Here is a 26,960-nt window from a genome sequence, read left to right as displayed (position 1 = left end):
ATCCACCTCTGACCAAAGCCATTCCATCGAGTGACCGATGCCCTATCCGGCTGACGGGGGCCGAGGCCCCAACTAGGGTGCGGCGCAAGCGTTCCGGCACTTGGCCCACCGGCATTGCGATGTCAGTGACGGGTGCCACAGTGGGGGAGTGAGCAACGCCAGGACAGCGCGAGGACAGCAGCGAGGGGGTGAGGTCCGGTCGTGACCGGAATGGGTGTGGAGGCGGGCGCGCAGGCCGCGCGTTCCCGGGCCGTGGCCGTGCTGCGCATCCGCGGCCGGGCGCTGGCCGTGGCCGTGCTGCCCGCGGCGGCCGCGGTGATCCTGCTGGCGGGCGGCTCCAGCGGCCACCTCGCCGGCCGGGGCTGGGACCTCGCCCGCTGGGTCGTGGGTGTGCTCGCGCTGGTGGTGCTGCTGGCCGCCGGGGGCATCGCCCTGGTCGTCGCCCGCGCCCGCCCCGCGACGACTCCCACGGTGCCGATCCCCGAGGACTCCGCCCCGGACCTGTACCGCATGGTGCGCGACCTCGCCGACCGCCTCGACGTGCCGGTGCCGTCCGCGATAGCGCTCACGCCGGACTGCGACAGCTGGCTGGAGGACCGTACCCACCCGGCCCACGGCCCGCCGCCGCGGGAGACCCGCGACGAGATAGCGGGCCCGGGGCGGCGTCACCAGCGCCGTACGGCCGCCGCGCCCGTCCTCGTCATCGGCTCCCCGTTCCTGTGGTGGATGCGGGTCGGCGAGCTGCGCGCGGTCCTCGCCCCGGTCGTCGCCGGTACGGGACCCTCGGCGCACCCCGACATAGCGGCCGCCCGCCGCTTCGTACGAGGACTCGACGCGGCGGTGGCCGTGGCCTCGGCACCCGGCCGCTGCCCCTTGACCCGGGGTGTGTGCGCGAGCCTCGGCTGGGTGGCCCGGCTGCTGCTGCGCGGCTGCCGGGAGCACGCGGCCCAGATGGAACGCGGAGTCGCCGCCGCTGCCGCCGAGCGTGCACAGGCTGTGGACTACGGCCTGCGGATCGTCGCCCAGGAGCAGGTGGGGCTGGCGTACGCGGGCTGGGACCGGCTGCTGACCCGGGTCGCGCTGCCCGCCTGGCGGATGGGCCGCTGGCCCTCCCGGCTGGACGCGGGCGTCGTCGCGGCGCTCACCGAGCTGTCCCGGCGCGACCGGCTCGCCGAGGGCTTCGCCTCCCGACTGGGCGAGCGCCCGGCCTGCGACCTGCTGGAGGAGCCCGGGGTGGTCGACGAGGCCGCCTCCCTGCTCGCCGCCCGGCTCTTCCACGGCGGCCCCGCCGAGCCCGGCCCCGACTGGTCCCCGGTGGGCTGGCAGGAGTACCCGGAGGAGGTCGTCGACCGCACCTGGCGCACCGAAGCGGCCCGCCTGCACCGGGTCCTGGACTGCCTGGGCATCCGCCCCGCCCCCACGCCCCCCGCCCCCGACGGCCCCACCCTCTCCCGGGTGCTGGACCACCTGTCGACCGCACCGGCCACCGGCGCGGCCGATTCGCAGCCCGGCCCGGACGGATACGCGGCGGACGACGCGGACCTCCACGCCTTCGCGGACGGCGGCCCCATGACCGACGTGACCGACGTGACCGACGTGACCGATGTGAACGACATGAGCGACATGAACGAGCGGAGCGCCACGCTCGCCGCCAGGCTCAGCGCGGAGGTGGCCCGCGAGGAGGCCGCCGGTGCGGCCCCGGCCCCCTCGGCCGGTCCGGGTGCCGCCGGGCAGGGCCCCGACACCGTCCTCTGGGACGACGGCGCGCTCCCCCTGTTCCCGCTCCAGCCCCCGCGCACCGCCCGGGAGCTGCTCGCCGACCACGTCACCGCGATGGTGTGCTGCGCTGCGATGGACACGGCGGGCGCGAGCCCGGGGCTGGACTGGCTCGACGGCCCCTCGCTGGTGGTCAACGGCGAGAGAGCGGCCGACCTCTCCTCCCGGGTGCTCAGCCTGATCGAGGAGGGCGATCCGGCCCCGCTGCGGGCCTGGCTCGTGGAGTCGGGCATACGTCCGGAGAAGCCGGTACGACTGGTCTGACCGGCCGGGCGATCGGGTCGTCGTAGCGGAAAGAGCTCTTCCACTTCAGGTCAATTCGCAACGAATAGTGACCGTACACGTGCGGAATGTGATGTGCTGGGGACCGGCCTCGCACATGGCAAGGGCATACGACACACGGCAGACACGGCGCCACACAGACGAGACAACGGGGGCACGAGGGAGGGGAGCGGCCATGGCCTCGGACCAGATCCGCCGCTGGGAGTCGGGAGCACTCGCGCACGCCGTCACGGATCCCTTCGGCCAGGGCCCGGTGCCCTGGCTGCGCGGCAGCGAGACGTACTTCGACGACACCGGCCACGTCGTCCCCTGGTACGTGGACACCACCCAGCAGCACGCGCGGACGGCCGGCGAGGGCGCCCCGCGCGTCCCGGCCCCGCGCGCCTCCGGCGGTGAGCCGCGCTCCGCCGACGACGTGCACCGCCAGATCAAGGGCTTCACCTCCACCGGCGCGGTCGCGCCCGGCGAGGCCGTCGACTTCCACATCACCGTCGACCCGCCCCAGCAGTTCGGCGTCGACATCTACCGCATCGGCCACTACGGCGGCGACGGCGCCGCCAAGATCACCACCAGCCCCCGCCTCTCCGGGATAGTCCAGCCCGCGCCGCTGACCGCCGACCGCACGGTCTCCTGCCACCACTGGTGGCTGTCCTGGCGGCTGCAGATCCCGTCGTACTGGAACATCGGCGCGTATGTCGCGGTGCTCACCACGGCCGACGGCTACCGCTCCCACGTGCCGTTCACCGTCCGGGACAACCACCCGGCGGACCTGCTCCTGCTGCTGCCCGACATCACCTGGCAGGCCTACAACCTCTACCCGGAGGACGGCCACACCGGCGCCAGCCTCTACCACGCCTGGGACGACAAGGGCCGGCTGCTCGGCGAGGCCGACGCCGCCACCACCGTCTCCTTCGACCGCCCGTACGCGGGCGCGGGACTGCCGCTGCACGTCGGCCACGCCTACGACTTCATCCGCTGGGCCGAACGCTACGGCTACGACATCGCCTACGCCGACGCCCGCGACCTGCACGCGGGCCGCGTCGACCCCACCCGCTACCGGGGCCTGGTCTTCCCCGGGCACGACGAGTACTGGTCGACCCAGATGCGCCGCACCGTGGAGCTGGCCCGGGAGAACGGCACCTCGCTGGTCTTCCTCTCCGCCAACACCATGTACTGGCAGGTCGAACTGGGCCCGTCCCCCTCCGGTGTCCCCGACCGCCTGCTGACCTGCCGCAAACGCAGGGGCCCGGGCCGGCCGGTGCTCTGGCGGGAGATCGACCGCCCCGAGCAGCAACTGGTCGGCATCCAGTACGCGGGCCGTGTCCCCGAACCGCACCCGCTGATCGTGCGCAACGCCGACCACTGGCTGTGGGAGGCGACCGGCACCCACGAGGGCGACGAGATCGAGGGCCTGGTCGCGGGGGAGGCCGACCGCTACTTCCCGCGCACCCCGCTCCCCGAGCACGAGGAGCGCATCCTGCTCGCCCACTCCCCCTACGCCGACGGCGAAGGCGTCCAGCGCCACCAGGAGACCTCGCTCTACCGCGCCCCCTCCGGCGCCCTGGTCTTCGCGGCGGGCACTTTCGCCTGGTCACCGGCGCTGGACCGCCCCGGCCACGTGGAGCCCCGTATCCAGCGGGCCACCGCCAATCTGCTGGACCGTATCTGCAAGCGCGACTGACCCGCCGTCCTCGGCCCCTCCCTCATACGGGACAATCGAGCCATTGGACAGAACCACGGGGAGGAACCGTGTCCGGATTCGTAGAAAAGCCCGAGCCGATCCAGGTTCCGGGCCTGGTGCACCTGCACACCGGCAAGGTGCGCGAGCTGTACCGGAACGAGGCGGGCGACCTCGTGATGGTCGCCAGCGACCGCATCTCCGCCTTCGACTGGGTGCTGCCGACCGAGATCCCCGACAAGGGCCGCATCCTCACCCAGCTCTCCCTGTGGTGGTTCGACCAGCTCGCCGACCTCGCCCCCAACCATGTGCTCAGCACCGAGCTGCCCGCCGGCGCCCCCGCCGACTGGCAGGGCCGCACCCTGGTGTGCAGGTCCCTGAACATGCTCCCGGTCGAGTGCGTGGCCCGCGGCTACCTCACCGGCTCGGGCCTCGCCGAGTACCGGGAGTCCCGTACGGTCTGCGGCCTCGCCCTCCCCGAAGGCCTGGTCGACGGCTCCGAGCTGCCCGCCCCGATCTTCACCCCGGCCACCAAGGCCGAGGTCGGCGAGCACGACGAGAACGTCTCCTACGAGGAGGTCGCCCGCCAGGTCGGCGCCGACACCGCCGCCCGGCTGCGCCAGGCCACCCTGGCCGTGTACACCCGCGGCCGGGACATCGCCCGGGACCGCGGGATCATCCTGGCGGACACCAAGTTCGAGTTCGGCTTCGACGGCGACACCCTCGTCCTCGCCGACGAGGTCCTCACCCCGGACTCCTCCCGCTTCTGGCCGGCCGACGAGTGGCAGCCGGGCCGCGCGCAGGCCTCGTACGACAAGCAGTTCGTCCGTGACTGGCTGACCTCCGCCGAGTCCGGCTGGGACCGCAAGAGCGAGCAGCCGCCGCCCGCGCTGCCGCAGCAGGTGGTGGAGGCGACCCGGGCGAAGTACGTGGAGGCGTACGAGCGCCTGACGGGCGTCAGCTGGAGCTGAACCCACGACGAAGGCCCCGGTCGAGATGACCGGGGCCTTCGGAACTGGAGCGGACGACGAGGCTCGAACTCGCGACCTCAACCTTGGCAAGGTTGCGCTCTACCAACTGAGCTACGTCCGCATTGCGCCGTGGCGCGAGAGCAACTATACCCAACCTCGCTCCCGAGCGAGACGCACCGCCGTATGCCGGTTCTCCGCACCGAGCTTCGTCGCGGCCGAGGAGAGGTAGTTCCGCACGGTCCCCGGCGACAGCGCGGCCCGCTCGGCGATCTCCGCGACCGGCGCCCCGTCCGCTGCCAGCTCCAGCACCTCCGCCTCCCGCACGGTCAGCGGCGAGTCCCCGGCGGAGATCGCGTCGGCGGCCAACTCCGGATCGACATAGCGGTTTCCGGCGTGCACGGTCCGGATGATCTCCGCGAGCCGCTGTGCGCTGACCGTCTTCGGCACGAACCCGCGCACCCCCGCCGCGAGGGCCCGTTTCAGATGCCCGGGCCGTCCATGACCGGTGACGATGAGCACCCGGCAGCCCGGCAGCTCGGCGCGCAACGCTGTGGCCACCTTCACACCGTCCGCCCCCGGCATCTGGAGATCCAGGACGGCGACATCGGGCACGTGGGCCCGCGCCATCGCCAGCGCCTCCGGCCCGCTGGCGGCCTCCGCCACCACCAGCAGGTCGTCCTCCAGGGAGAGCAGGGCGGCCAGTGCCCCCCGGATCAGATGCTCGTCGTCGGCGAGCAGCAGCCGTACCGGAGCGCTCATGCCGTGACCCCGCTCACGGCCACCAGGGGCACCTCGGCCACCAGCCGGAACTTGTCCTCGCCGACGGCCCCAGCCCTCAGCGTCCCGTCCACCGCCGCCAGCCGCTCCCGCAGCCCGGCGAGCCCCGACCCGCCGCTCCCGGCGGGACCCGCGACCCCGTCGTTCTCCACCCTCAGCACCACGTGCCCCTCCTGTACCCGCAGTTCCACCACGCACCGACCGGCGTTCCCGTGCCGCAGCACGTTGGTCGTCGCCTCCCGCACCACCCAGCCGAGCGCCGACTGCACGGCGGCGGGCAGCCCGTCGGCCGCGCCGGTGATCTCGCAGTCGATCCCGGCGGCCGTCAACACGCCCTGCGCACCGGCGAGTTCGACCCCGAGGTCGGCCTCCCGGTAACCCCGTACGACATCGCGTACCTCGCGCTGCGACTCCTGGGCGATGCGCTGCACCTCGATCATCTGCTCCACGGCCTCCGGCCGCCCCCGCCGGACCAGTTGCACGGCCAGCTCGCTCTTGAGGGAGATGACGGAGAGGTTGCGCCCCAGCACGTCGTGCAGATCCCGCCCGAACCGCAGCCGCTCCTCGGCGACGGCCAGCCGGGTCCGGGTCTCACGGGCCGCGTCGAGTTCGTAGACGGCGTTGAGCAGCCAGACGGAGAAGGTGGAGGTGAAGGCGAGGAACCCGGCGCCGACTAGCACCGCGAAGGCGTTGCCCAGCGCGGCGGGCCCGGACACGCCCAGCGGGAAGGACTCGACCCCGGCGCCGAAGGCGAACCCGACCACCAGCCCGAACACCCGCCGCCGGTGGCGGATGCCGAGCGCCATGGTGCCCGCGCCGAAGGTCAGCACGCCCGCGAAGACCGTGCCCGCGGCCGTGTCGGTCCCGTCACCGGGCGGGCCGTACTTCTGGATCACCAGGGCGACGGCCGCGAACGCGTAGGTGGTCGCACCGAGCGCCCACAGCAGCCCCAGTGGCTGCTCCCGCCGCTCGCGTGTCCAGTCCAGGGCCCGGGAGGCGGTCACGGTGGTGAGCGTCGCGTGGGCGACCACCATGGCCATCATCCAGCCCGCGAGCCCGGCCTCCACCTGCCCGAACACCGGCAGGCCGATCGCCGAGACCTCGATCACGCCGAAGAAGTGGAACGACCAGCGCGTGTACGTCTCGAATTTCGCCGGCGTGCTCTTGCCCCGCCACCAGCCCGCGGACCTGCCCATGTCCCCCATGTCCGTGTCCCCCGTAGGTCACCGTCGAGGCTCCCACCGGAACCACCGCCGTACAGCAAACACCGCCACGACGGTCCAGGCCAGCGCGGTCGCCAGGGTGCCCAGGGTCTCGTACGCGCTCAACTGGCCGGTCCAGCCCGCGCGGACCAGCCGGATCGCGGGGGAGAGCGGGAGGAACTGGCAGACGGAGGCGATCCGGTCGGACATGACCTCGGTGGGGACCGCGATGCCGGAGCCCACCATGGAGAGGAACACCAGCGGCAGCGCGGTCACCTGGGCGCTCTCGGCGGTCCGGGTGAAGGACGCGGTGAGCGCGGCGAGCGCGGCGCTCACGACGAGACCGGCCGCCAGGCCCAGCGGGATCAGATACGGCGCCCTGGGCGCCCCGGTGTGCAGCAGCGCCGCGCAGCCCGCGCTCAGCAGCACGGCCTGGGCGAGGCCGAGACCGACGGCGGGCAGGGCCGTGCCGGTGAGGATCTCGGCGTCGGAGAGTTCGCCGGTGCGCAGCCGCTTGAGGACGAGTTCCTCGCGGCGGGCGACGTAGGCGTTCACCAGGGAGGTGTAGACGGCGTAGAGGAAGGAGAAGCCGATCGCCGCCGTCAGCATCACCACGCCGACGTTCAGCCCCTGCTTGGGCAGGTCCATCTCGTCCAGGGCCGGCCGCACGCTGAACGGCAGCGCGAGCGGCACCACCAGCGCGGTGAACAGGACACCGCGGCTGCGGCCGAGGAGGGCGAACTCGGCGCGGGCCAGTGCCCGCAGCCGGCGGCCCGCGGGTGCCCAGGCGACGCTGCTCATGCCACGACCTCCCGCTCCCGCGCGATCCCCAGGAACGCCTCCTCCAGCGAGGCGGAGCGCACATCGAGCTGGCGCAGCTCCACCCCGGCCCGCTCGGCCCACACCAGCAGCCCGGTGGCGGTGCGCTGCAACTCGCGGGTGCGCAGCCGTACGGTCCCGCCGTCGGCCTCGTGTTCGCACACCCCGAGTTCGGCGAGCGGCGGCAGGTCCCCGAGGAAGTACCCCGCGGGCAGCTCGAAGGAGATCCGCGAGGGGCGGCCGGCGGTGACCTCGGCGGGTGTCCCGGCGGTCGCGATGCGCCCCTCGTGCAGGATCGCGAGCCGGTCGGCGAGGCCCTCGGCCTCCTCCAGGTAGTGCGTGGTCAGCAGCACGGTCGTGCCGGCGTCGCGCAGCGCCCGCACCAACTCCCAGGTGTCCCGGCGCCCTTCGACGTCCAGCCCGGTCGTCGGCTCGTCCAGGAACAGCACCTCGGGCTCGCCGAGCAGGGCGAGCGCGAGGTCCAGCCGCCGCCGCTCGCCCCCGGACAGCTGCTTCACCCGCACGGCTGCCTTCCCGGCCAGTCCGACCAGGCTCAGTGCCTCCCCCTCGGGCCGGGACCCGCTGGTGCAACCGGCCCACATCCGCGCGGTCTCGGCGACGGTCAGCTCGGACGGGAAGCCGCCCTCCTGGAGCATCACGCCGGTGCGCGGGCGTACGGCGGCCCGTTCCAGGTAGGGGTCGTGGCCGAGGACGCGCACCCGGCCGCCCGCCGGGGCCGCGAGCCCTTCCAGCAGCTCGACCGTCGACGTCTTGCCCGCGCCGTTGGTGCCGAGCAGCGCGAAGACCTCCCCGCGGGCCACGCGGAAGCTGATTCCGCGCACCGCCTCGAACCCGTCCCCGTACACACGCCGGAGGTCGGTGACCTCGATCACGTGCTCGTGTTCGTCGCTGTCCCTGTGGTTCATGACTCAAGCGTCCCGGCCGCCGGGGCCGGACAGCAGTGCGCGGTGTCATCGCTCGGCATGACAAATGTCAGACGCGTCCGGGCACGAAAAAACCCCGGTCGAGTTGACCGGGGCCTTCGGAACTGGAGCGGACGACGAGGCTCGAACTCGCGACCTCAACCTTGGCAAGGTTGCGCTCTACCAACTGAGCTACGTCCGCACTGCTCCCGACCGGCTCCCACCGATCGGTGCGAGCACCAGCCTACCTGATCCACTTCATGGTCAGGACCGGCGGTGCAGAGCGGGTGACAGGAATTGCACACTGCGCCTTCCCCCTGGAAGGGGGATGTTCTACTACTGAACTACACCCGCATGTACTCCGGGGATCCGGCCTTTCGGCCTCGCCCCTCGGCGTGCTCCAGACATTAGCTGATCAGCAGGGGGGTTGCGCAAGTCGGTTCTCCCCCGCACCCAAGTCGGCTGCCCTCAGAGCCCGCTGACGGACCCTGAGGGCTCACCCCTCGCGGGCGTCACTGTGCCGCGCTGAACGCCTCGTAGACCTTCTTGGGGATGCGACCGCGCGCGGGCACGTCCATCTTGTTCGCCTGCGCCCAGGCGCGGACCGCCGCGGGGTCCGGGGCGACCTCCGTCTGGCGGTACGCCTTGCCCGACCTGGACCGCTTGCGGCCGGCCGCCACGTACGGCTCGAGGGCCTTACGCAGTTTCTTGGCATTGGTTTGGTTCAGGTCGATCTCGTACGACTTGCCGTCGAGTCCGAAGGCGATCGTCTCCGCCGCTTCCGAGCCGTCGATGTCGTCAAAGAGAGTGACCACGACCTTCTGCGCCACGAATATCGGTCCCTTCGTGCGACACCGCCCGGTGACGTGCCAAGACGCACCGGAGATGTCGACTGTCCGCCTGTTATTGGGCAAAGTATCGGCTATTGCTAATTCATTTGTACAGTGCCCGGCATTGCAAAGTGAAGCCCGACTAAATCCATCCGCGTGTCCGGGTGCAATAGGGCCCGCAAGCCGTTCCCGGAACTTTCCCAGAACTTTTCACCGTGGTACCTGTCCGACACCGGATCGTGATGACCCTCACGTAGGTTCCTACAACTCTACCCGCGTAGAAATTTTGTGCGGGTAGTCTGAAGGGACCTGCTCAGCACCACACACCGGGAGTGCCAGTGGCACGCGTCGTAGTCGACGTCATGCTCAAGCCGGAGATCCTCGACCCCCAGGGCCAGGCGGTGCAGCGCGCACTGCCGCGACTGGGTTTCGAAGGCATCTCCGACGTACGTCAGGGAAAGCGATTCGAGCTGGAAGTCGACGGTCCGGTCGACGAGGCCGCGCTCGCCCGCATTCACGATCTTGCCGAATCCTTCCTCGCCAACACCGTGATCGAGGACTTCACCGTCAAGGTGGAGGAAGTCGCGGAGGCCGTGAAGTGACCGCTCGTATTGGCGTCGTCACTTTCCCGGGCAGCCTCGACGACCGGGACACTCAGCGGGCGGTCCGCCTCGCGGGCGCCGAACCGGTCGCGCTGTGGCACAAGGACAAGGACCTCAAGCAGGTCGACGCCGTGGTGCTGTGCGGTGGTTTCTCCTACGGCGACTATCTGCGTGCCGGTGCCATCGCGCGCTTCTCGCCGGTGATGGAACCCCTCATCGAACAGGCGAAGGCCGGCCTTCCGGTCCTCGGCATCTGCAACGGCTTCCAGATCCTCACCGAGGCCCATCTGCTGCCCGGCGCGATGCTCGGCAACGACCACCTGCACTTCATCTGCCGCGACCAGAAGCTGCGGGTGGAGAACGCGGAGACGTCCTGGACCAGCGACTACCGCGAGGGCCAGGAGATCCACATCCCGCTGAAGAACATGGACGGGCGGTACGTCGCCGACGAGTACACGCTCGACAAGCTGGAGGCCGAGGGGCGGGTCGCCTTCCGCTACGTCGACTTCAACCCGAACGGCTCGCTGCGGGACATCGCCGGCATCAGCAACGAGGCGGGCAATGTCGTCGGCCTCATGCCGCACCCCGAGCACGCCGTCGAGCCGCTGATCGGCAGCGGTCGTACCGACGGACTGCCGTTCTTCACCTCGATCCTCAAGAAGCTGGTCAACGCATGAGCCGGACGCCTCTGGACACGGTCGAGCACGCGGCCGCGACCCCCGACGTCGAGCTGCCCTGGGCCGAACTCGGTCTGAAGAAGGACGAGTACGAGCGGGTGGTGGAGATCCTCGGCCGCCGCCCGACCGGCGCCGAACTCGCCATGTACTCCGTGATGTGGTCCGAGCACTGCTCGTACAAGTCCTCCAAGGTCCATCTGCGCCAGTTCGGCGAGAAGGCCCCCCAGTCCGACGCCCTCCTCGTCGGCATCGGCGAGAACGCCGGTGTCGTCGACGTCGGCCAGGGCTACGCGGTCACCTTCAAGGTGGAGTCGCACAACCACCCGTCCTACGTCGAGCCCTACCAGGGCGCGGCCACGGGCGTCGGCGGCATCGTGCGCGACATCATCGCGATGGGCGCCCGCCCGGTCGCCGTGGTCGACCCGCTGCGCTTCGGCGCCGCCGACCACCCCGACACCAAGCGCGTCCTGCCCGGCGTGGTCGCGGGCATCGGCGGCTACGGCAACTGCCTGGGCCTGCCCAACATCGGCGGCGAGGTCGTCTTCGACGCCTGCTACCAGGGCAACCCGCTGGTCAACGCCGGTGCCATCGGTGTGATGCGGCACGAGGACATCCACCTCGCCAAGGCGTCCGGCGCGGGCAACAAGGTCATCCTGTACGGGGCCCGGACCGGCGGCGACGGCATCGGCGGCGCCTCGATCCTGGCCTCCGAGACCTTCGACGACGCCAAGCCCTCCAAGCGCCCCGCCGTCCAGGTCGGCGACCCCTTCCAGGAGAAGCTCCTCATCGAGTGCACCCTGGAGGCCTTCAAGGAGAAGCTGGTCGTCGGCATCCAGGACCTCGGCGCGGCCGGTCTGTCCTGCGCCACCTCCGAGCTGGCCTCCAACGGCTCCGGCGGCATGCGCGTCACCCTGGACGACGTACCCCTGCGCGACTCGACGCTCTCGCCCGAGGAAATCCTCATGAGCGAGTCGCAGGAGCGCATGTGCGCGGTGGTGGAGCCGGAGAAGGTCGACCGGTTCCTGGAGATCTGCGAGAAGTGGGACGTCATCGCCACCGTCATCGGTGAGGTGACCGACGGCGACCGCCTGGAGATCTACTGGCACGGCGGCAAGATCGTCGACGTCGACCCGCGCACGGTCGCGCACGAGGGCCCGGTCTACGAGCGCCCGTACGCCCGCCCGTCCTGGCAGGACGAGCTCCAGGCCGACGACGCGAACAAGCTGCCGCGGCCGTCGACGAGCGAGGAGCTGAAGGACCAGGTCCTGAAGCTGGTCGGCTCCCCCAACCAGGCCTCCAAGAAGTGGATCACCTCGCAGTACGACCACTTCGTGCAGGGCAACACCGTCCTCGCCCAGCCCGAGGACTCCGGCATGATCCGCGTCGACGAGGAGACCGGCCTCGGCGTCGCCATCGCGACCGACGGCAACGGCCGGTACGCCAAGCTCGACCCGTACGCGGGCGCGCAGCTGGCCCTCGCGGAGGCCTACCGCAACGTCGCCACCACCGGCGCCAAGCCGCTCGCCGTCTCCGACTGCCTGAACTTCGGCTCGCCCGAGGACCCGGCGGTCATGTGGCAGTTCGCGGAGGCGGTACGGGGTCTCGCGGACGCCTGCCAGCAGCTCGGCACCCCCGTGACCGGCGGCAACGTCTCGCTCTACAACCAGACGGGCGAGGCGGCCATCCACCCGACCCCGGTCGTGGCCGTGCTCGGCGTCATCGACGACGTGGCCCGCCGCACGCCGGTCGCCTTCCAGGAGGAGGGCCAGCTGATCTACCTCCTCGGCGACACGCGTGCGGAGTTCGGCGGCTCGGCCTGGTCGCAGGTGGTCCACGACCACCTCGGCGGCCTGCCCCCGAAGGTCGACCTGGAGCGCGAGCGCCTGCTCGCCGAGATCCTGATCTCCGCCTCCCGCGACGGCATGATCGACTCCGCGCACGACCTGTCCGACGGCGGTCTGATCCAGGCGGTCGTGGAGTCGGCGCTGCTCGGCGGCAAGGGCGCCCGGCTGATCGTCCCCGACGGCCTGGACGCCTTCACCTTCCTCCTCTCCGAGTCGGCGGGCCGCGCGATCGTCGCCGTGCCGCGCTCGGAGGAGGTCCGCTTCAACGACATGTGCGGCGCCCGGGGCCTCCCGGCCACCCGCATCGGTGTCGTCGACGGCGACTCGGTGGATGTCCAGGGCGAGTTCGCCCTCACGCTGGAGGAGCTGCGGAAGGCCCACGAGGAGACCATCCCGGCGCTGCTCAAGTAGGCCGTCGCACGCCTGGCCAAGGCCCTGCCCGGGGTTCCGGGCGGGGCCTTCGCGCGTGCCGGTTTCGGCGGGACACGGCGGCACCTCCCGGCTCACGCCGCCACAGCCTCCCGGACCGGGTCCGCCTGTGCGGGCCGGGGGCTGGGCAGCAGCAGGCCAGGGCCGAGGGCGGTGCCCAGGGTCTGGAAGAAGCGGATGGCGGTGGTGGCGACGCCCAGCCGGCGCGGGGGTGCCGCGGCCTGTACCAGTTGGATCAGCTGGCCGAGGAGCTGGCCGAAGCCGATGCCGACGAGCAGGAGCGCGGCACGCGAAGAGGGCGAGCGCCGCCGCCGAGGCCACGGCCGCCCCGGCCACCGGCACCAAAGAGGACCTGGTCATCCGGCCCATGGAGGACCACTTCGGTGACGCGGCCCGCGCGGTCCGCGAGCGCGTGCCCGGGGAGTCCGCGGTGCAGGCCGTGCGCCGGCAGTTCCTGGAGATGGCCGAGGCCCGCGAGCCCTCCGTCGGGCTGCACAGCGACCCGTTCACCCGGCAGGTGCGCCGGCTCGTCATGGAGACCCCGGTGCTGATGGAGCGCGTGTTCCTCGGCATGCGGAAGCACCCCGGAGCTGGCCGGCGAAAAAGGCCTGAGCGGATACGCCGTCAAGGAATAGGCTCCCGGCCATGCCACCGGCCAAGAAGCGCACCCGGACCTACGACCCCGCCAAGATCCGCACAGCTGTCCTCGGCCAGCTCGCCCAGGTGCGGGACGCCGTCCGCGGCCTCACGCCCGAGCAGCTCGCGCTCCCCACCCGGCTGGGCGAGTGGACCGTACGGGAGCTGGTCGCACACATCGGGATGGCGCTCACGGCCATCGAGCGTTCCCTCGGTCTGCCGGAACCGGTGAAGCAGGACGCCACGGTCCTCGACTGGCCGTTCGCGACCTCCGCCAACTCCTCGGCCATCGCCGACTTCACCCGGCGGCTCGCCGAGGAGCACCCCGACCTCGACGCCTACCTCGCCGAGATCGCGCGCAAGCTCGCCGAGCAGCTCGACGCCCACCCGGGGGGCCGGCTGCTGCAGACCAACGCGGGCGCCCTGCCGCTCGCCGACTACCTCGTCACCCGGGCCGTCGAACTCGTCGTCCACACCGACGACCTGAACGCCGCCGTGCCCGGCCTCGACGTGCCCTACGAGCGTCAGGCCCTCGCCGCCACCACCCGGCTGCTCGCCGACGCGCTCGCCGTGAAGGCGCCCGGCGGCTCCACCGAGGTGCGGATCCCGCCGTACGCCGTCGTGCAGTGCGTCGAGGGGCCCCGGCATACCCGTGGCACCCCGCCCAACGTCGTCGAGACCGACCCGCTGACCTGGATCCGGCTCGCCACCGGGCGGCTGGCCTGGAAGGACGCGCTCGCGCAGGCCAAGGTGAGCGCGAGCGGGGAGCGGGCGGATCTCGAAGGGCTGCTGCCGCTGATGTCGTGAGGGGAACCGGGCGCCCGCGCCTACCGTCGAATCGGAATGAAACGGCACAAGCAGTGCATGAACCTGACGGTCGCCGCCGTGCTCGTACCGCTGGCGGTGGCCTGCGGCGGTGAGCGGGCGGGCAGCGGCTCGGTCGCGGTCCGGGAGCCCGTCACCGGCGTCGACTGGCACATCGACAGCGTCACCGTCGACGGCACGGCCCGCCGGGCTCCGGCCGCCGCGCACCTCCGGATCGACGACGGCACGGCCCGGGGCAACTACGGCTGCAACGGGTTCAGCGCCAGGGCCACCGTCCGGGGCGACCGGATCCGGCTGAGCGAGGCGCGCTCCACCAGGATGGCCTGCGAACCCCGCCGTATGGCCTTCGAGAACGCCCTCGCCCGCACCCTCACCACCGGCCCGCTCACCGCCAGGACCGACGGCGACCGGCTCACGCTCACCGCGGACGACGGCGACCGGGTCGGCCTGACCCGGGCACCCGATTGATGTGCGACGCCTCACTCACGCATGCGGAAAAGAGCCCCCCTCGCCTGCCCGACGGTCCGGCAGCCAGGCGTATGAATCCCTGAAACAACCGCCCTGACCAGGGGAAACGGCGAGATCATGATCATCCGGGCCGACGGGTGATCCATTACCGCCGGGTATCCCCAATTCGGACCAGTGGTCGACCTCGCCTACACTCGGAAGCGTGCCACGTGGTGACGGTCGACTCAATCACGATCTGCTCCCCGGTGAGAAAGGCCCCCAGGACGCGTGTGGCGTCTTCGGTGTCTGGGCTCCGGGCGAAGAGGTCGCAAAGCTCACGTACTTCGGGCTCTACGCCCTCCAGCACCGGGGTCAGGAATCCGCGGGAATCGCGGTCAGCAACGGCTCCCAGATCCTCGTCTTCAAGGACATGGGCCTGGTCTCCCAGGTCTTCGACGAGACCTCGCTCGGTTCGCTCCAGGGTCACATCGCGGTCGGACACGCCCGCTACTCGACCACCGGCGCCTCCGTGTGGGAGAACGCCCAGCCGACGTTCCGGGCCACCGGGCACGGCTCCATCGCGCTCGGCCACAACGGCAACCTGGTCAACACGGCGCAGCTCGCCGAGATGGTCGCCGAACTGCCGAAGGACACCAACGGCCGCTCGACCCGTGTCGCGGCCACCAACGACACCGACCTGCTCACCGCGCTCCTCGCGGCCCAGGTCGACGACGACGGCAAGCCGCTGACCATCGAGGAGGCCGCCCACACGGTCCTCCCGAAGGTGCGCGGCGCCTTCTCCCTCGTCTTCATGGACGAGCACACCCTCTACGCCGCCCGTGACCCGCAGGGCATCCGCCCGCTGGTCCTCGGCCGGCTGGAGCGCGGCTGGGTCGTCGCCTCGGAGTCCGCCGCTCTCGACATCTGCGGCGCCAGCTACGTCCGGGAGATCGAGCCCGGCGAGTTCGTGGCCATCGACGAGAACGGCCTGAGGACCTCCCGATTCGCGGAAGCGAAGCCCAAGGGCTGTGTCTTCGAGTACGTGTACCTGGCCCGCCCGGACACCGACATCGCCGGCCGGAACGTCTACCTCTCCCGGGTCGAGATGGGCCGCCGCCTGGCGAAGGAGGCCCCCGTCGAGGCCGACCTCGTCATAGCGACCCCGGAGTCCGGCACCCCCGCCGCCATCGGCTACGCGGAGGCCTCCGGCATCCCCTTCGGCTCGGGCCTGGTCAAGAACGCCTACGTCGGCCGGACCTTCATCCAGCCCTCGCAGACCATCCGCCAGCTCGGCATCCGCTTGAAGCTGAACCCGCTGAAGGAAGTCATCAAGGGCAAGCGCCTGGTCGTCGTCGACGACTCGATCGTGCGCGGCAACACCCAGCGGGCCCTGGTGCGCATGCTGCGCGAGGCCGGCGCCGCCGAGGTCCACATCCGGATCTCCTCGCCGCCCGTGAAGTGGCCCTGCTTCTTCGGCATCGACTTCGCCACCCGCGCCGAGCTCATCGCCAACGGCATGACCATCGACGAGATCGGCACCTCCCTCGGCGCCGACTCGCTGGCGTACATCTCCATCGACGGCATGATCGACGCGACCACCATCGCCAAGCCGAACCTGTGCCGCGCCTGCTTCGACGGCGAGTACCCGATGGAGCTCCCGGACCCCGAGCTGCTCGGCAAGCAGCTGCTGGAGACCGAGCTGGCCGCCGGGCCCGCCGCCACGGCTGCCGCCGACGCGATCCGCCGTCCGTAGACAGCCCGTCATACCTGCCGTACGACACGAAAGTTCTCACCGTCATGTCTGAGACAACTGGTGCCAGCTACGCAGCCGCGGGCGTCGACATCGAAGCGGGCGACCGCGCCGTGGAACTCATGAAGGAGTGGGTGAAGAAGACACAGCGCCCCGAGGTGCTCGGCGGCCTCGGCGGCTTCGCCGGACTCTTCGACGCCTCCGCCCTCAAGCGCTACGAGCGGCCCCTGCTCGCCTCCGCCACCGACGGCGTCGGCACCAAGGTGGATGTCGCGCGCCAGATGGGCGTCTACGACACCATCGGCCACGACCTGGTCGCCATGGTCATGGACGACATCGTGGTGTGCGGTGCCGAGCCGCTGTTCATGACCGACTACATCTGTGTCGGCAAGGTCCACCCCGAGCGGGTCGCCGCCATCGTCAAGGGCATCGCGGAGGGCTGTGTGCTGGCCGGCTGCGCCCTGGTCGGCGGTGAGACGGCCGAACACCCCGGGCTGCTGGGCGAGAACGACTTCGACGTCGCCGGCGCCGGTACGGGCGTGGTGGAGGCCGACCGGCTGCTGGGCGCGGATCGTATCCGTAAGGGTGACGCGGTGATCGCCATGGCGGCCTCCGGGCTTCACTCGAACGGGTACTCCCTGGTCCGCCACGTCCTGCTGAACACCGCGAAGCTGTCGCTCGACACGCGGATCGAGGAACTCGGCCGGACCCTCGGCGAGGAGCTGCTGGAGCCGACGAAGATCTACTCCCTGGACTGCCTGGCCCTCACCCGCACCACCGATGTGCACGCCTTCAGCCACATCACCGGCGGCGGGCTGGCCGCCAACCTGGCCCGGGTGATCCCGGACACACTGCACGCGACCGTCGACCGCTCCACCTGGACCCCGGACGCGATCTTCGACCTGGTCGGCAAGACCGGTGACGTCGAGCGCCTGGAGCTGGAGAAGACCCTCAACATGGGCGTCGGCATGATCGCGATCGTCCCCGAGGAATCGGCGGACGTCGCCCTCGAGACCCTGGCCGACCGCGGGGTCGAGGCCTGGGTGGCGGGCGAGATCACGGACCGCGGCGACCACGGGTCGGGCGCGGAACTGGTGGGGGACTACGCGTAACGCCGGGTCGACAGCACGAAACCCGGTCCGGCGCTAGAAGCCCCGGACCGGGTGAACGGCAAAGCCGCCGTAAGCGTTATGCGCCGCGACGGTGCTGTGAGGACTGGTCGTCCTCGTCCTCGTCGTCGTCCTCGTCGTAGAGGTCGGCGTACCGAGAGTACAGGTCGTCGTCGTCATGCTCATCGTCCTCGAAACGCTCGCCATTAGGCGGCGGATTCGACGTCGATGCGCCCAGCTCCTCGGCCAGGCGTGAGAGATCAGTCCCACCGCTGTTGTACTTCAGCTGGCGGGCGACCTTCGTCTGCTTGGCCTTGGCCCGGCCGCGCCCCATGGCTCGACCCCCTCAACGACGGGGCTCGACGGCCCCAGAGTCTGACACGCGTTCATGATCTAGAACGGACTCTCCGCGGAGAGGCCGGTCCGTAGGGCTTCCACGGTACCTGAGCCCACGCCCATACGGTACGTCGCCCGCAGCACGCGCGTGTGCACAGGACCTTCGAGGTGCCCTGTCCTCGCTGGTCAGTGGCGATTTTAACCACTTATCCGGGGACGACCCGCCGACGGAAGTGAGAGTTCTCTCTAAGTTCCCGCCGACGGGTACCGCTCAGGCGTGCGATCGGAAGCCCGGGCCTGCCCTCGGATCAGAGGGCCGCGCCGGCCGCCGCCCGGCCCTCGGCCATCCGCTGCTCGGCGATACGGTCGGCCGCGGCGGCCGGCGGAATGCCGTCTTCCTTCGCACGTGCGAATATGGCCAGCGTGGTGTCGAAGATCTTCGCCGCCTTCGCCTTGCACCGGTCGAAGTCGAAGCCGTGCAACTCGTCGGCCACCTGGATGACCCCGCCGGCGTTCACCACGTAGTCCGGCGCGTAGAGGATCCCGCGGTCGGCGAGGTCCTTCTCCACGCCCGGGTGGGCGAGCTGGTTGTTGGCCGCGCCGCACACCACCTTGGCGGTCAGCACCGGCACGGAGTCGTCGTTCAGCGCACCGCCGAGCGCGCAGGGGGCGTAGATGTCGAGCCCCTCGACGCGGATCAGCGCGTCGGTGTCGGCGACCACGTCCACGGAGGGGTGCTTGCCGGCGATCCTCCCCACGGCCTCCGCCCGTACGTCGGTGATGACGATCTCGGCGCCCTCGGCCAGCAGGTGCTCGACCAGGTGGTGCCCCACCTTGCCCACGCCCGCGATACCGACCTTGCGGCCGCGCAGCGAGGGGTCGCCCCACAGGTGCTGGGCGGAGGCCCGCATGCCCTGGTAGACGCCGAACGCGGTGAGCACGGAGGAGTCGCCGGCGCCGCCGTGCTCCGGGGAGCGGCCGGTCGTCCAGCGGCACTCGCGGGCCACGACGTCCATGTCGGAGACGTACGTGCCGACGTCGCACGCGGTGACGTACCGCCCGCCGAGCGAGGCCACGAACCGCCCGTAGGCGAGCAGCAGCTCCTCGGTCTTGATGCGCTCGGGATCCCCGATGATCACGGCTTTGCCGCCGCCGTGGTCGAGACCGGCCATGGCGTTCTTGTACGACATCCCGCGCGCGAGGTTGAGCGCGTCGGCGACGGCCTCCGCCTCGGTCGCGTACGGGTAGAAACGCGTACCGCCGAGCGCGGGGCCCAGCGCGGTGGAGTGGATGGCGATGACGGCCTTCAGGCCGCTGGCGCGGTCCTGGCAGAGCACGACTTGCTCATGACCGCCCTGGTCCGAGTGGAACAGGGTGTGCAGTACATCAGCAGGTGCGCCGGTTACGTCGGTCACGGTGGTGACTCCTGTAGCGAGTAGCGGCGATGGTCCTGGGACCAGCTCCCGTGCGGGTGGCGGGTGCTGTGGCATGAGCGTAGAGCCTGTGCCCGCACACCATCCGCGCAGTGTTCAGGATCACCCTCCCAGGCCTTCCACGCACGTATCCGCGTGACACGGTTCGCAGTGACTTCCCATCCGTGCCGAGCACGGCTCGTGCGGATCCGGTGCCGGTCCGGCGAGGGTTTCGAGCCGATTCGGGTGGGGAGGGAGCAGGCGTGCCCAAGGTGTCCCCGGTGATCGTCCCCTACGCCACGTACCTGCGCGTGTACGAGCCGCTGGCCGCCTTCCCCGAGCCGGAGCGCGGCCACTGGGCCCGGTACGCCCGCCGCCCCGACCGGCCCTCCTACCAGGACGAACTCCGTCGCTCCCTGGCTGACCTGCTGCCCACCCCGCCGGTCGTGGTGCCGGTGCACGAGAGCGGCGACGCCTTCGTCCTGGACGTCGAAGGGGTGGTCTGCGTCTGCCCCTGGCGCACCCGGCTGCGCGGCTGGCAGGCCCTGGGCGACCTGGCCGAGGTACTGCCGCCGCCGGTACTGGACGCGGTGCTCCCCCCGGTCGTACGCCACCAGACCACCCGGGACTACGAGCGCTGGCTCGCCCGCAACCCCGACGCCCGCCCCTGGATCCGCACCGCGACCTGGCAGGTGCCGCTGAACTGGTTCGTGCTGGTCTCCGACGACGAGCGGGAGTACGCCAAGGGCACCGGCGACCCCCAGGCGGCCGGCGCCGAGCCGCCCGTGCTGCGCTACCGCACACCCATGGTGCAGGCCAGGCGGCGGGTGGCCCGGGGCCTGCGCGCGCTGAAGGACGCCGTCGAGGAGGGTCCACTGATCGACGGCCTGGTGGACGTGGGCCGCTGGCTGGAGGAGTTCCACCCGCGCTCGCTGGTCGAGCTGGACTACGGCGGCCTGGTGCACGTACTGCCCGCCGGCGAGCTCGAGGGGGACCACTCGGCGGCCGACGTGGCCGCGGGCATCGAGGCGCTGCGCCGCGGGGACGGGGCCGCCGCGGGGGACGCGTACGGGCGGCTCGTGGAGCGCTGGCGGGCGGTGCGGGACCGGCGTTCCGCGAACTGACGAGCCATAAGTGACGTACGTCACGGCCAAAACGTCGTAGAACAGCGTACGGTCAACCGCACTTCCGTGACTCACGGGGCGTTGGCCCCGGATCCGGGCTTTTGTGTCAAGGGTGATGGACCGCACGTACACCACCCTTGCGTCTCTTGCCCCTCCTCGTGCCAAAATAGGACAAGGAGTCCGGGGAGGACTCCATCCGCCCAACTGTGCTGCATTGTGGGCGGAATCTCAGCATTGCACGCTTTGGGGGGTCTTGTGACTCCTGATCGCCGCTGTGACTGATCGTCACAGCGGCGTGACTGTCCGCTATGGCATGGTCCATCGGCTTAGGTCGCTGATGAACACCTGGGAGGGCAATTCCATCGGTTTGGCCGACGCGGCTGGACAGATGGTGTAGTTGTAGTGCCGAGGACAAGCCGTTCGTCCTATAACCGACTCGACTCGCGTCCGCCATTTCGGGCAACGCGGGTCAAGGTGCAGAATTTAGAGGAAAGAACCGAGAAGGTTCGGTTCTCCCGAGGAGGCCGCTCATGACCGCTCGCACCCCTGATGCCGAGCCGCTGCTGACCCCGGCTGAGGTCGCCACTATGTTCCGCGTCGACCCGAAGACGGTCACGCGGTGGGCGAAGGCCGGCAAGCTCACGTCGATCCGTACGCTCGGCGGGCACCGCCGCTACCGCGAAGCCGAGGTCCGCGCACTGCTCGCGGGCATCCCGCAGCAGCGCAGCGAGGCCTGAACAACTGAATAACAGGGTGTACGGCAGGTCCCCCACCGGCCGTGGCGCCCGAAAACCCTAGCTCCAAGCGACGCGGGATCTGCCCCAACAGGCCCCACGCCCAAGCCGAACAGAACTTTCCTAGGCAAGCGACACAGGGTGCGTCGTAGATCGCGCTGGACTCCGCCGGGTCCAGCGCGATCTTTTTTGTGCGCCGGACAGGGGCCCGTGCGGGGCTCGGTGAGCGGGCTTGTCGGACTCTGGGGGGCGATGTCGGATCCGCTGCGGGTGGTCGCCGGGAGCGGTGCAATTGCACATATTAAATTGACCAGTTGTAGGCGGCGTGTAAGTACCGCGCTTTCCGAAAGTCATGCGGTGACACCCGTCACATGCCAGCGTGCTTGTTGCCACTGGCCTATGTGCGCTAACAGTCATGCCCTGGAGGGGCTTTCGTCCTCGGCGGCCTCGTCCGGGGCCTGCCCGCCCCCCGGGGCGGAGTCCATCGCCAGCCGCAGCAGGCGATGGCAGACCGGGCAGTGCCGGGTGAGGTGCCCGAGGGACGAGGCGGCCGACAGATGCGCTCTCAGCAGCGCCCGCGTCTCATGCCGTGCCGATGCCGCCATACGCCACCTCCGGGGCCGCTAGGGACAACCGTGCCCTGTTTTCTGGGTACCGGCGGAATGTGACGCCGTCAAGGACGCACGGGGGCGCACGGCGCCGCGTCGAGGGTTGCCCCGCCGGGGCAGATGGAAGTCGTGCCTGGTGGTGGCGCCGCCGCGGGCGCGGTCTGCGCGGGCATGAAAGAGGCCCGCACCCATGATGGGTTGCGGGCCTCTCCTCTATGCGGTCCTGACGGGATTTGAACCCGCGGCCTCCACCTTGACAGGGTGGCGAGCACTCCAAACTGCTCCACAGGACCAGGTTTCGCGGCGCCCGCCCGGCGGAGCCGGATATCGGCACTGCCTGCGTTGCGCTGCGAGAAGAGACTGTACAGGAGGGTGAGGGCCCTGGTCGAACTCACCCCCCGTACCCGGGCGATTACGGGACAGCCGCGTCGATCGCCTTCACGATCCGCTTGTCCGAGACGGGGTACGCCGTGCCCAGCGCGTGGGCGAAGTAGCTCACCCGGAGCTCCTCGATCATCCAGCGGATGTCCAGGACCGAGGAGGGCACCGGACGCCCCTGCGGGAGCTGCTCCAGCAGCCAGGCGTACTCGTCCTGCATCTCGTGGACCTTCTCCATGCGCGTGGTGTCCCGCTGCGCACTCGTCGGCATCTGCTGGAGCCGGCGGTCCGCGGCCACCAGGTACCGCATGAGATCCGGCAGCCGGCGTATCCCCGCCTCCGTCACGAAGCCGGGCTTCACGAGGGCGTCCAGCTGTTTCCGCACGTCCGCCAGGTTCGGCAGCAGCGCGGGGCTGCGTACGGCCTTCAGACGGCGCTCACAGGACTGCCAGGCGGCCAGCACCTGCTGCACTTGGCCCACCGTACGGACGGTCGTGTCGACGATCTCCGCGCGCACCTTGTCGTAGAGCTTCCGGTAGGACTCCTCGTCCCACACGGGGCCCCCGAAGTCCCCGATCAGCTTGTCCGCCGCCGCCATCGCGCAGTCGTCGAACAGCGCCTGGATCGACCCGTGCGGATTCGCGGACAGGGCGAGCTTCTGGGCGTTCGTCAGACGATCGCTCGCGAATTTCGCCGGGTTCACCGGGATGTTGCGCAGGATCAGCCGACGCGTCCCCCGCCACATCGCCTCGGCCTGCTCCGCCTCCGTGTCGAAGAGGCGGACCGAGACCGTGTCGCCGTCGTCCACCAGCGCCGGGTACGCCTTCACCGGCTGCCCGGCCCGGCGCGTCTCGAAGACGCGGGTGAGCGTGCCGATGGTCCAGTCGGTGAGGCCCTTGCGCTCCAGGGACTCCCCGCCCTGCCGCTCGGCGGTGGCCGCCGCGGCCTGGGAGAGGGCCTTGCGCGCCTTCGGCTTCAGCCGGAGCTTCAGTGCTTCGAGGTCCTTGTCCTCCGCCAGCTTCCGGCGCCGCTCGTCGACGATCCGGAAGGTGATCTTCAGGTGGTCCGGGACCTTCGTCCAGTCGAAGTCCCCGGCCTCGAAGGGCACGCCGACCATACGTCTCAGCTCGCGCGCCATCGTCGTGGTGAGGGGCTCCTGGAGGGGCACCGCCTGGTCCAGGAACCGCCTCGCGAAGTTCGGCGCGGGCACGTAGTTGCGGCGGATCGGCTTGGGCAGGGAGCGGATCAGCTCCGTCACCAGCTCCTCCCGGAGACCCGGGATCTGCCAGTCGAAGCCCTCGTCCACGGCCTGGTTCAGCACCTGCAGCGGGATGTGCACGGTCACGCCGTCCGCGTCCGCACCCGGCTCGAACTGGTACGTCACCCGGAACTTCAGAGCGCCCTGCCGCCAGGAGTCCGGGTAGTCGGCCTTGGTGACCGCCTCCGCCGACTCCCGGATGAGCATCTCCCGCTCGAAGTCCAGGTACTCCGGCTGCTCATGCCGCTTCCGCTTCCACCAGGAGTCGAAGTGCGCGCCGGAGACCACGTCTTCGGGCACCCGCTGGTCGTAGAAGTCGAACAGCGTCTCGTCGTCGACCACGATGTCCCGGCGCCGCGCCCGGTGCTCCAACTCCTCCACCTCGCTGAGGAGTCTGCGGTTGTCGGCGAAGAACTTGTGGTGCGTGCGCCAGTCGCCCTCGACCAGCGCGTTGCGGATGAACAGCTCGCGGCTGACCTCCGGGTCGATCCGGCCGTAGTTGACCTTCCGGTCGGCGATGATCGGCACGCCGTACAGCGTGACCTTCTCGTACGCCATCACGGCCGCCTGGTCCTTCTCCCAGTGCGGCTCGCTGTACGTCCGCTTCAGCAGGTGGCCGGCCAGCGGCTCGACCCACTCGGGCTCGATCTTCGCGTTGACCCGGGCCCAGAGCCGGGAGGTCTCGACGAGTTCGGCCGACATGACGAACCGGGGCGGCTTCTTGAACAGCGCCGAGCCCGGGAAGACCGCGAACTTGGCGTTCCGGGCGCCCAGATACTCGTTCTTCGCACCCTCCTTCACGTCCTTCATACCGATGTGCGAGAGCAAACCGGCGAGGAGGGAGACGTGGATGCGGTCCTCGGGGGCGTCCTGCTCGTCGAGGTGGATGCCCATCTGCTTGGCGACCGTGCGCAGCTGCGTGTAGATGTCCTGCCACTCACGGATGCGCAGGAAGTTCAGGTACTCCTGCTTGCACATCCGCCGGAACGACGACGAGCCCCGCTCCTTCTGCTGCTCGCGGATGTACCGCCAGAGGTTGAGATAGGCCAGGAAGTCGCTGTTCTCGTCCTTGAAGCGGGCGTGCTGCTGGTCGGCCTGGGTCTGCTTGTCGGCCGGGCGCTCGCGCGGGTCCTGGATGGACAGCGCGGCGGCGATCACCATGACCTCGCGGACACAGCCGTTCTTCTCGGCCTCCAGCACCATGCGCGCCAGGCGCGGGTCGACGGGCAGCTGGGCCAGCTTGCGGCCGGTGTCCGTCAGGCGCTTGCGCGGATCCTTCTGGGCCGGGTCCAGGGCGTGCAGCTCCTGGAGGAGTTGTACACCGTCGCGGATGTTGCGGTGGTCCGGCGGGTCGATGAAGGGGAACTTCTCGATGTCGCCGAGGCCGGCCGCGGTCATCTGCAGGATGACGGAGGCCAGGTTCGTACGGAGGATCTCCGCGTCCGTGAACTCCGGGCGGGAGACGAAGTCGTCCTCGCTGTACAGCCGGATGCAGACACCGTCGCTGGTCCGGCCGCAGCGGCCCTTGCGCTGGTTGGCGCTGGCCTGGCTGATGGGCTCGATGGGGAGCCGCTGCACCTTCGTACGGTGGCTGTACCGGCTGATCCGGGCGAAGCCGGGGTCGATCACGTACTTGATGCCCGGCACGGTCAGGGACGTCTCCGCGACATTGGTCGCCAGAACGATCCTGCGGCCGGTGTGCGGCTGGAAGACCCGGTGCTGCTCGGCGTGGGAGAGCCGGGCGTACAGCGGCAGGATCTCCGTGAAACGGTAGTTCTTCCTGGTGAGCGCGTCGGCGGTGTCCCGGATCTCCCGCTCCCCGGAGAGGAAGACCAGGATGTCCCCCTTCCCCTCCGCCATCAGCTCCTCGACGGCGTCGGTGATGGCGGTGATCTGGTCCCGGTCGGAGTCGTCCGAGTCCTCTTCGAGAAGGGGCCGGTAGCGCACCTCCACCGGATACGTCCGGCCGCTGACCTCGACGATCGGCGCGTTCCCGAAATGCCGGGAGAACCGCTCGGGATCGATGGTGGCGGAGGTGATGACGACCTTCAGATCCGGCCGCCTGGGCAGCAACTGGGCCAGGTACCCGAGCAGGAAGTCGATGTTCAGGGACCGCTCGTGGGCCTCGTCGATGATGATCGTGTCGTAGGCGCGCAGCTCACGGTCGGTCTGGATCTCGGCGAGCAGGATGCCGTCCGTCATCAGCTTCACGAAGGTGGCGTCCGGGTTCACCTGATCGGTGAACCGCACCTTCCAGCCGACGGCCTCACCGAGGGGCGTGTCGAGCTCCTCGGCGACGCGCTCGGCGACGGTTCGGGCGGCGATCCTGCGGGGCTGTGTGTGCCCGATCATGCCGCGCACACCGCGCCCGAGCTCAAGACAGATCTTCGGAATCTGCGTCGTCTTGCCGGACCCGGTCTCACCGGCGACGATCACGACCTGATGATCACGGATGGCGTCCGCGATCTCGTCCTTCTTCTGGCTGACCGGCAGCTGCTCGGGGTACGTGACGGCGGGCACGCGGGCATACCGCGCCCCCATCCGCTCCTCCGCCTTCCCGACCTCGGCCTCGATCTCGGCGAGAACGGCGGCACGGGCCTCCGGCTTACGGATCTTGCGTGCGCCTTCGAGCCTGCGCCCGAGCCGGTGCGCGTCGCGCAGCGAAAGCTCGGTCAGGCGGGGGGCGAGGGCGCCGAGGGCGGGGGCTGGATGCGTAGACATACGCGGTCCAGGATCTCACCTCGGGGAAACGGTGGGCGAATGAATTGCTGCCGTCTCACGGAGTGTGCTGAGCCGGGGGTGCCGGCGCAGGCTGCGCCGGGGCGTTCCGGGCGGCACCGTCCCCCAGAGCGATCGACCTCGCGGTGTTGGACACGGCCTTGATCCCCAGATACGCCGTGGTCATGCTGCTCACCGCGGTGAACGCGGCCGTCAGCACCCCCACGATCACGGCCTTGTCCCCGCCGAGGCGCCACACCCCGACGATCGCCACTCCGGCGATCGCCAGATTGCTGACGACCACCGCGAGTAACCCGTACCGCGCGCGGTCCTTCTCCAGCCCGACATCCCGAGCAGCTCTCGCCTCGTCCCGGCTCATCGTCCCCCGCTCCACGACATCACGGTCCGGCCAGGCAGAACGTAGCGCCGGGCAGGCCCGCTGCCAAGCGGTACGACGAAGGCCCCGTCCTGATCGGACGGGGCCTTCTGGTTGTGGCTGGGGCCGGGGTCGAACCGGCGACCTATCGCTTTTCAGGCGATCGCTCGTACCAACTGAGCTACCCAGCCACGAGGTTTCACGTGAAACGAAACCTCAGCGGTCCTGACGGGATTTGAACCCGCGGCCTCCACCTTGACAGGGTGGCGAGCACTCCAAACTGCTCCACAGGACCAAGCGTTGTGTACGACAGTGTCGCACACGGTGTTGCGTGCCCCCAACGGGATTCGAACCCGTGCTACCGCCTTGAAAGGGCGGCGTCCTAGGCCGCTAGACGATGAGGGCTATCGGCCCGCCTGGGCGCTTCTCAGCGCGTCGG

At 70.4% G+C, this 26,960-nt stretch carries 22 protein-coding genes, 7 tRNA genes and 1 pseudogene; 12 read left to right on the top strand and 18 right to left on the bottom strand.

Going from position 1 to position 26,960, the window contains the following annotated elements; all coding sequences use genetic code 11:
- Positions 1-201: 201 nt before the first annotated feature.
- From ACZ7L0_RS14545 to ACZ7L0_RS14535, 3 genes are all read left to right on the top strand, one after another.
- Entirely contained in the window at positions 202-2,040 is a 1,839-nt protein-coding gene (locus tag ACZ7L0_RS14545; RefSeq protein WP_471242797.1) for a M48 family metalloprotease, read from the top strand.
- Positions 2,041-2,233: 193 nt separating this feature from the next.
- Positions 2,234-3,739: a N,N-dimethylformamidase beta subunit family domain-containing protein gene (locus tag ACZ7L0_RS14540; RefSeq protein ID WP_471242796.1), complete on the top strand. Its 1,506-nt coding sequence runs from the start codon at positions 2,234-2,236 to the stop codon at positions 3,737-3,739.
- A 68-nt stretch (positions 3,740-3,807) separates the two neighbouring features.
- Complete coding sequence (locus tag ACZ7L0_RS14535) at positions 3,808-4,707, top strand: phosphoribosylaminoimidazolesuccinocarboxamide synthase (protein WP_471242795.1); 900 nt, start codon at positions 3,808-3,810, stop codon at positions 4,705-4,707.
- A gap of 45 nt (positions 4,708-4,752) precedes the next feature.
- On the opposite strand, the gene ACZ7L0_RS14530 is transcribed toward ACZ7L0_RS14535, so the two are convergent.
- The 8 genes from ACZ7L0_RS14530 to ACZ7L0_RS14495 all read right to left on the bottom strand — a co-directional run bounded on the left by ACZ7L0_RS14530 (position 4,753) and on the right by ACZ7L0_RS14495 (position 9,258).
- Positions 4,753-4,828, bottom strand: a tRNA-Gly gene (locus ACZ7L0_RS14530).
- A gap of 23 nt (positions 4,829-4,851) precedes the next feature.
- A complete protein-coding gene (locus ACZ7L0_RS14525) occupies positions 4,852-5,466 on the bottom strand; it encodes a response regulator (protein WP_471242794.1) in 615 nt (204 codons plus the stop codon).
- Positions 5,463-6,680: a sensor histidine kinase gene (locus tag ACZ7L0_RS14520; RefSeq protein ID WP_471242793.1), complete on the bottom strand. Its 1,218-nt coding sequence runs from the start codon at positions 6,678-6,680 to the stop codon at positions 5,463-5,465. Before ACZ7L0_RS14520 ends, ACZ7L0_RS14525 begins: the two co-directional genes overlap by 4 nt.
- A 27-nt stretch (positions 6,681-6,707) precedes the next feature.
- Positions 6,708-7,487 (bottom strand): ABC transporter permease, encoded by a 780-nt coding sequence (locus ACZ7L0_RS14515; RefSeq protein WP_471242792.1) that lies wholly within the window; start codon positions 7,485-7,487, stop codon positions 6,708-6,710.
- The gene (locus tag ACZ7L0_RS14510; RefSeq protein ID WP_471242791.1) at positions 7,484-8,431 is read right to left on the bottom strand and encodes an ABC transporter ATP-binding protein; all 948 of its coding nucleotides are present in this window, start codon (positions 8,429-8,431) and stop codon (positions 7,484-7,486) included. Before ACZ7L0_RS14510 ends, ACZ7L0_RS14515 begins: the two co-directional genes overlap by 4 nt.
- Before the next feature lie 123 nt (positions 8,432-8,554).
- Positions 8,555-8,630, bottom strand: a tRNA-Gly gene (locus tag ACZ7L0_RS14505).
- Positions 8,631-8,710: 80 nt separating this feature from the next.
- A tRNA-Gly gene (locus ACZ7L0_RS14500) sits at positions 8,711-8,782 on the bottom strand.
- Between the two features lie 158 nt (positions 8,783-8,940).
- A complete protein-coding gene (locus ACZ7L0_RS14495; RefSeq protein WP_471242790.1) occupies positions 8,941-9,258 on the bottom strand; it encodes a histone-like nucleoid-structuring protein Lsr2 in 318 nt (105 codons plus the stop codon).
- 338 nt (positions 9,259-9,596) lie between these two features.
- Here ACZ7L0_RS14495 and purS point away from each other — a divergent pair, with 338 nt between their 5' ends.
- From purS to purL, 3 genes are read left to right on the top strand one after another with little or no spacing between them, the layout of a single operon-like run.
- On the top strand, positions 9,597-9,860 hold the full coding sequence (gene purS, locus ACZ7L0_RS14490) for a phosphoribosylformylglycinamidine synthase subunit PurS (protein ID WP_003999970.1): 264 nt from the start codon (positions 9,597-9,599) through the stop codon (positions 9,858-9,860).
- The gene (gene purQ / locus ACZ7L0_RS14485; RefSeq protein WP_471242789.1) at positions 9,857-10,537 is read left to right on the top strand and encodes a phosphoribosylformylglycinamidine synthase subunit PurQ; all 681 of its coding nucleotides are present in this window, start codon (positions 9,857-9,859) and stop codon (positions 10,535-10,537) included. The genes purS and purQ overlap by 4 nt, the downstream gene beginning before the upstream one ends.
- Entirely contained in the window at positions 10,534-12,792 is a 2,259-nt protein-coding gene (purL, locus tag ACZ7L0_RS14480; protein WP_471242788.1) for a phosphoribosylformylglycinamidine synthase subunit PurL, read from the top strand. Before purQ ends, purL begins: the two co-directional genes overlap by 4 nt.
- 152 nt (positions 12,793-12,944) lie before the next feature.
- Here purL and ACZ7L0_RS14475 read toward each other — a convergent pair.
- Positions 12,945-13,100: pseudogene (locus ACZ7L0_RS14475) on the bottom strand (MFS transporter); the annotation flags it as partial.
- Between the two features lie 355 nt (positions 13,101-13,455).
- Here ACZ7L0_RS14475 and ACZ7L0_RS14470 point away from each other — a divergent pair.
- The 4 genes from ACZ7L0_RS14470 (at position 13,456) to purM (ending at position 17,580) form a co-directional block, all read left to right on the top strand.
- Positions 13,456-14,253, top strand: coding sequence for a maleylpyruvate isomerase family mycothiol-dependent enzyme (locus tag ACZ7L0_RS14470; RefSeq protein WP_471242787.1), 798 nt, complete (start codon positions 13,456-13,458; stop codon positions 14,251-14,253).
- Positions 14,254-14,310: 57 nt separating this feature from the next.
- Positions 14,311-14,739, top strand: a complete 429-nt coding sequence (locus tag ACZ7L0_RS14465) for an META domain-containing protein (protein WP_471242786.1) — start codon at positions 14,311-14,313, stop codon at positions 14,737-14,739.
- Positions 14,740-14,941: 202 nt separating this feature from the next.
- Complete coding sequence (gene purF, locus ACZ7L0_RS14460) at positions 14,942-16,471, top strand: amidophosphoribosyltransferase (RefSeq protein WP_471242785.1); 1,530 nt, start codon at positions 14,942-14,944, stop codon at positions 16,469-16,471.
- 44 nt (positions 16,472-16,515) lie between these two features.
- Entirely contained in the window at positions 16,516-17,580 is a 1,065-nt protein-coding gene (gene purM / locus ACZ7L0_RS14455) for a phosphoribosylformylglycinamidine cyclo-ligase (RefSeq protein WP_471242784.1), read from the top strand.
- A gap of 76 nt (positions 17,581-17,656) precedes the next feature.
- On the opposite strand, the gene ACZ7L0_RS14450 is transcribed toward purM, so the two are convergent.
- Positions 17,657-17,911, bottom strand: a complete 255-nt coding sequence (locus ACZ7L0_RS14450) for a DUF3073 domain-containing protein (protein WP_471242783.1) — start codon at positions 17,909-17,911, stop codon at positions 17,657-17,659.
- 310 nt (positions 17,912-18,221) lie between these two features.
- On the bottom strand, positions 18,222-19,328 hold the full coding sequence (locus ACZ7L0_RS14445) for a Leu/Phe/Val dehydrogenase (RefSeq protein WP_471242782.1): 1,107 nt from the start codon (positions 19,326-19,328) through the stop codon (positions 18,222-18,224).
- 260 nt (positions 19,329-19,588) lie between these two features.
- On the opposite strand from ACZ7L0_RS14445, the gene ACZ7L0_RS14440 reads away from it, so the two are divergent.
- Together ACZ7L0_RS14440 and bldC are read left to right on the top strand one after the other, a co-directional pair.
- Positions 19,589-20,449, top strand: coding sequence for a DUF8083 family protein (locus tag ACZ7L0_RS14440; protein ID WP_471242781.1), 861 nt, complete (start codon positions 19,589-19,591; stop codon positions 20,447-20,449).
- A gap of 530 nt (positions 20,450-20,979) precedes the next feature.
- Positions 20,980-21,186: a developmental transcriptional regulator BldC gene (gene bldC / locus ACZ7L0_RS14435; RefSeq protein WP_003949541.1), complete on the top strand. Its 207-nt coding sequence runs from the start codon at positions 20,980-20,982 to the stop codon at positions 21,184-21,186.
- 410 nt (positions 21,187-21,596) lie between these two features.
- Here the strand turns inward: bldC and ACZ7L0_RS14430 are convergent, their stop codons facing one another.
- From ACZ7L0_RS14430 to ACZ7L0_RS14400, 7 genes are all read right to left on the bottom strand, one after another.
- A complete protein-coding gene (locus ACZ7L0_RS14430; protein ID WP_471242780.1) occupies positions 21,597-21,788 on the bottom strand; it encodes a DUF6274 family protein in 192 nt (63 codons plus the stop codon).
- A gap of 221 nt (positions 21,789-22,009) precedes the next feature.
- Positions 22,010-22,084: transfer RNA gene (locus ACZ7L0_RS14425), tRNA-Asp, on the bottom strand.
- A gap of 119 nt (positions 22,085-22,203) precedes the next feature.
- On the bottom strand, positions 22,204-26,148 hold the full coding sequence (gene hrpA / locus ACZ7L0_RS14420) for an ATP-dependent RNA helicase HrpA (protein WP_471242779.1): 3,945 nt from the start codon (positions 26,146-26,148) through the stop codon (positions 22,204-22,206).
- Between the two features lie 55 nt (positions 26,149-26,203).
- Positions 26,204-26,524, bottom strand: coding sequence for a hypothetical protein (locus tag ACZ7L0_RS14415; RefSeq protein WP_471242778.1), 321 nt, complete (start codon positions 26,522-26,524; stop codon positions 26,204-26,206).
- A gap of 114 nt (positions 26,525-26,638) precedes the next feature.
- Positions 26,639-26,712: transfer RNA gene (locus ACZ7L0_RS14410), tRNA-Phe, on the bottom strand.
- Between the two features lie 29 nt (positions 26,713-26,741).
- Positions 26,742-26,816 (bottom strand) — tRNA-Asp (locus ACZ7L0_RS14405).
- A gap of 37 nt (positions 26,817-26,853) precedes the next feature.
- Positions 26,854-26,926, bottom strand: a tRNA-Glu gene (locus ACZ7L0_RS14400).
- Positions 26,927-26,960 lie beyond the last annotated feature (34 nt).

The sequence above is a fragment of the Streptomyces sp. NPDC039424 genome, from assembly GCF_055639495.1.
The sequence above is the reverse complement of the archived record's forward strand: the minus strand, read 5'-3'. Positions and strand labels throughout refer to the sequence as shown.

Excerpts from the sequence above, each read along its gene's own strand:
- ACZ7L0_RS14540 (WP_471242796.1), top strand. The coding sequence starts at position 2,234 with ATGGCCTCGGACCAGATCCGCCGCTGGGAGTCGGGAGCACTCGCGCAC.
- ACZ7L0_RS14525 (WP_471242794.1), bottom strand. The coding sequence starts at position 5,466 with ATGAGCGCTCCGGTACGGCTGCTGCTCGCCGACGACGAGCATCTGATC.
- ACZ7L0_RS14520 (WP_471242793.1), bottom strand. The coding sequence starts at position 6,680 with ATGGGCAGGTCCGCGGGCTGGTGGCGGGGCAAGAGCACGCCGGCGAAA.
- ACZ7L0_RS14515 (WP_471242792.1), bottom strand. The coding sequence starts at position 7,487 with ATGAGCAGCGTCGCCTGGGCACCCGCGGGCCGCCGGCTGCGGGCACTG.
- ACZ7L0_RS14510 (WP_471242791.1), bottom strand. The coding sequence starts at position 8,431 with ATGAACCACAGGGACAGCGACGAACACGAGCACGTGATCGAGGTCACC.
- purL (WP_471242788.1), top strand. The coding sequence starts at position 10,534 with ATGAGCCGGACGCCTCTGGACACGGTCGAGCACGCGGCCGCGACCCCC.
- ACZ7L0_RS14470 (WP_471242787.1), top strand. The coding sequence starts at position 13,456 with ATGCCACCGGCCAAGAAGCGCACCCGGACCTACGACCCCGCCAAGATC.
- ACZ7L0_RS14465 (WP_471242786.1), top strand. The coding sequence starts at position 14,311 with ATGAACCTGACGGTCGCCGCCGTGCTCGTACCGCTGGCGGTGGCCTGC.
- purM (WP_471242784.1), top strand. The coding sequence starts at position 16,516 with ATGTCTGAGACAACTGGTGCCAGCTACGCAGCCGCGGGCGTCGACATC.
- ACZ7L0_RS14450 (WP_471242783.1), bottom strand. The coding sequence starts at position 17,911 with ATGGGGCGCGGCCGGGCCAAGGCCAAGCAGACGAAGGTCGCCCGCCAG.
- bldC (WP_003949541.1), top strand. The coding sequence starts at position 20,980 with ATGACCGCTCGCACCCCTGATGCCGAGCCGCTGCTGACCCCGGCTGAG.
- ACZ7L0_RS14430 (WP_471242780.1), bottom strand. The coding sequence starts at position 21,788 with ATGGCGGCATCGGCACGGCATGAGACGCGGGCGCTGCTGAGAGCGCAT.
- hrpA (WP_471242779.1), bottom strand. The coding sequence starts at position 26,148 with ATGTCTACGCATCCAGCCCCCGCCCTCGGCGCCCTCGCCCCCCGCCTG.
- ACZ7L0_RS14415 (WP_471242778.1), bottom strand. The coding sequence starts at position 26,524 with ATGAGCCGGGACGAGGCGAGAGCTGCTCGGGATGTCGGGCTGGAGAAG.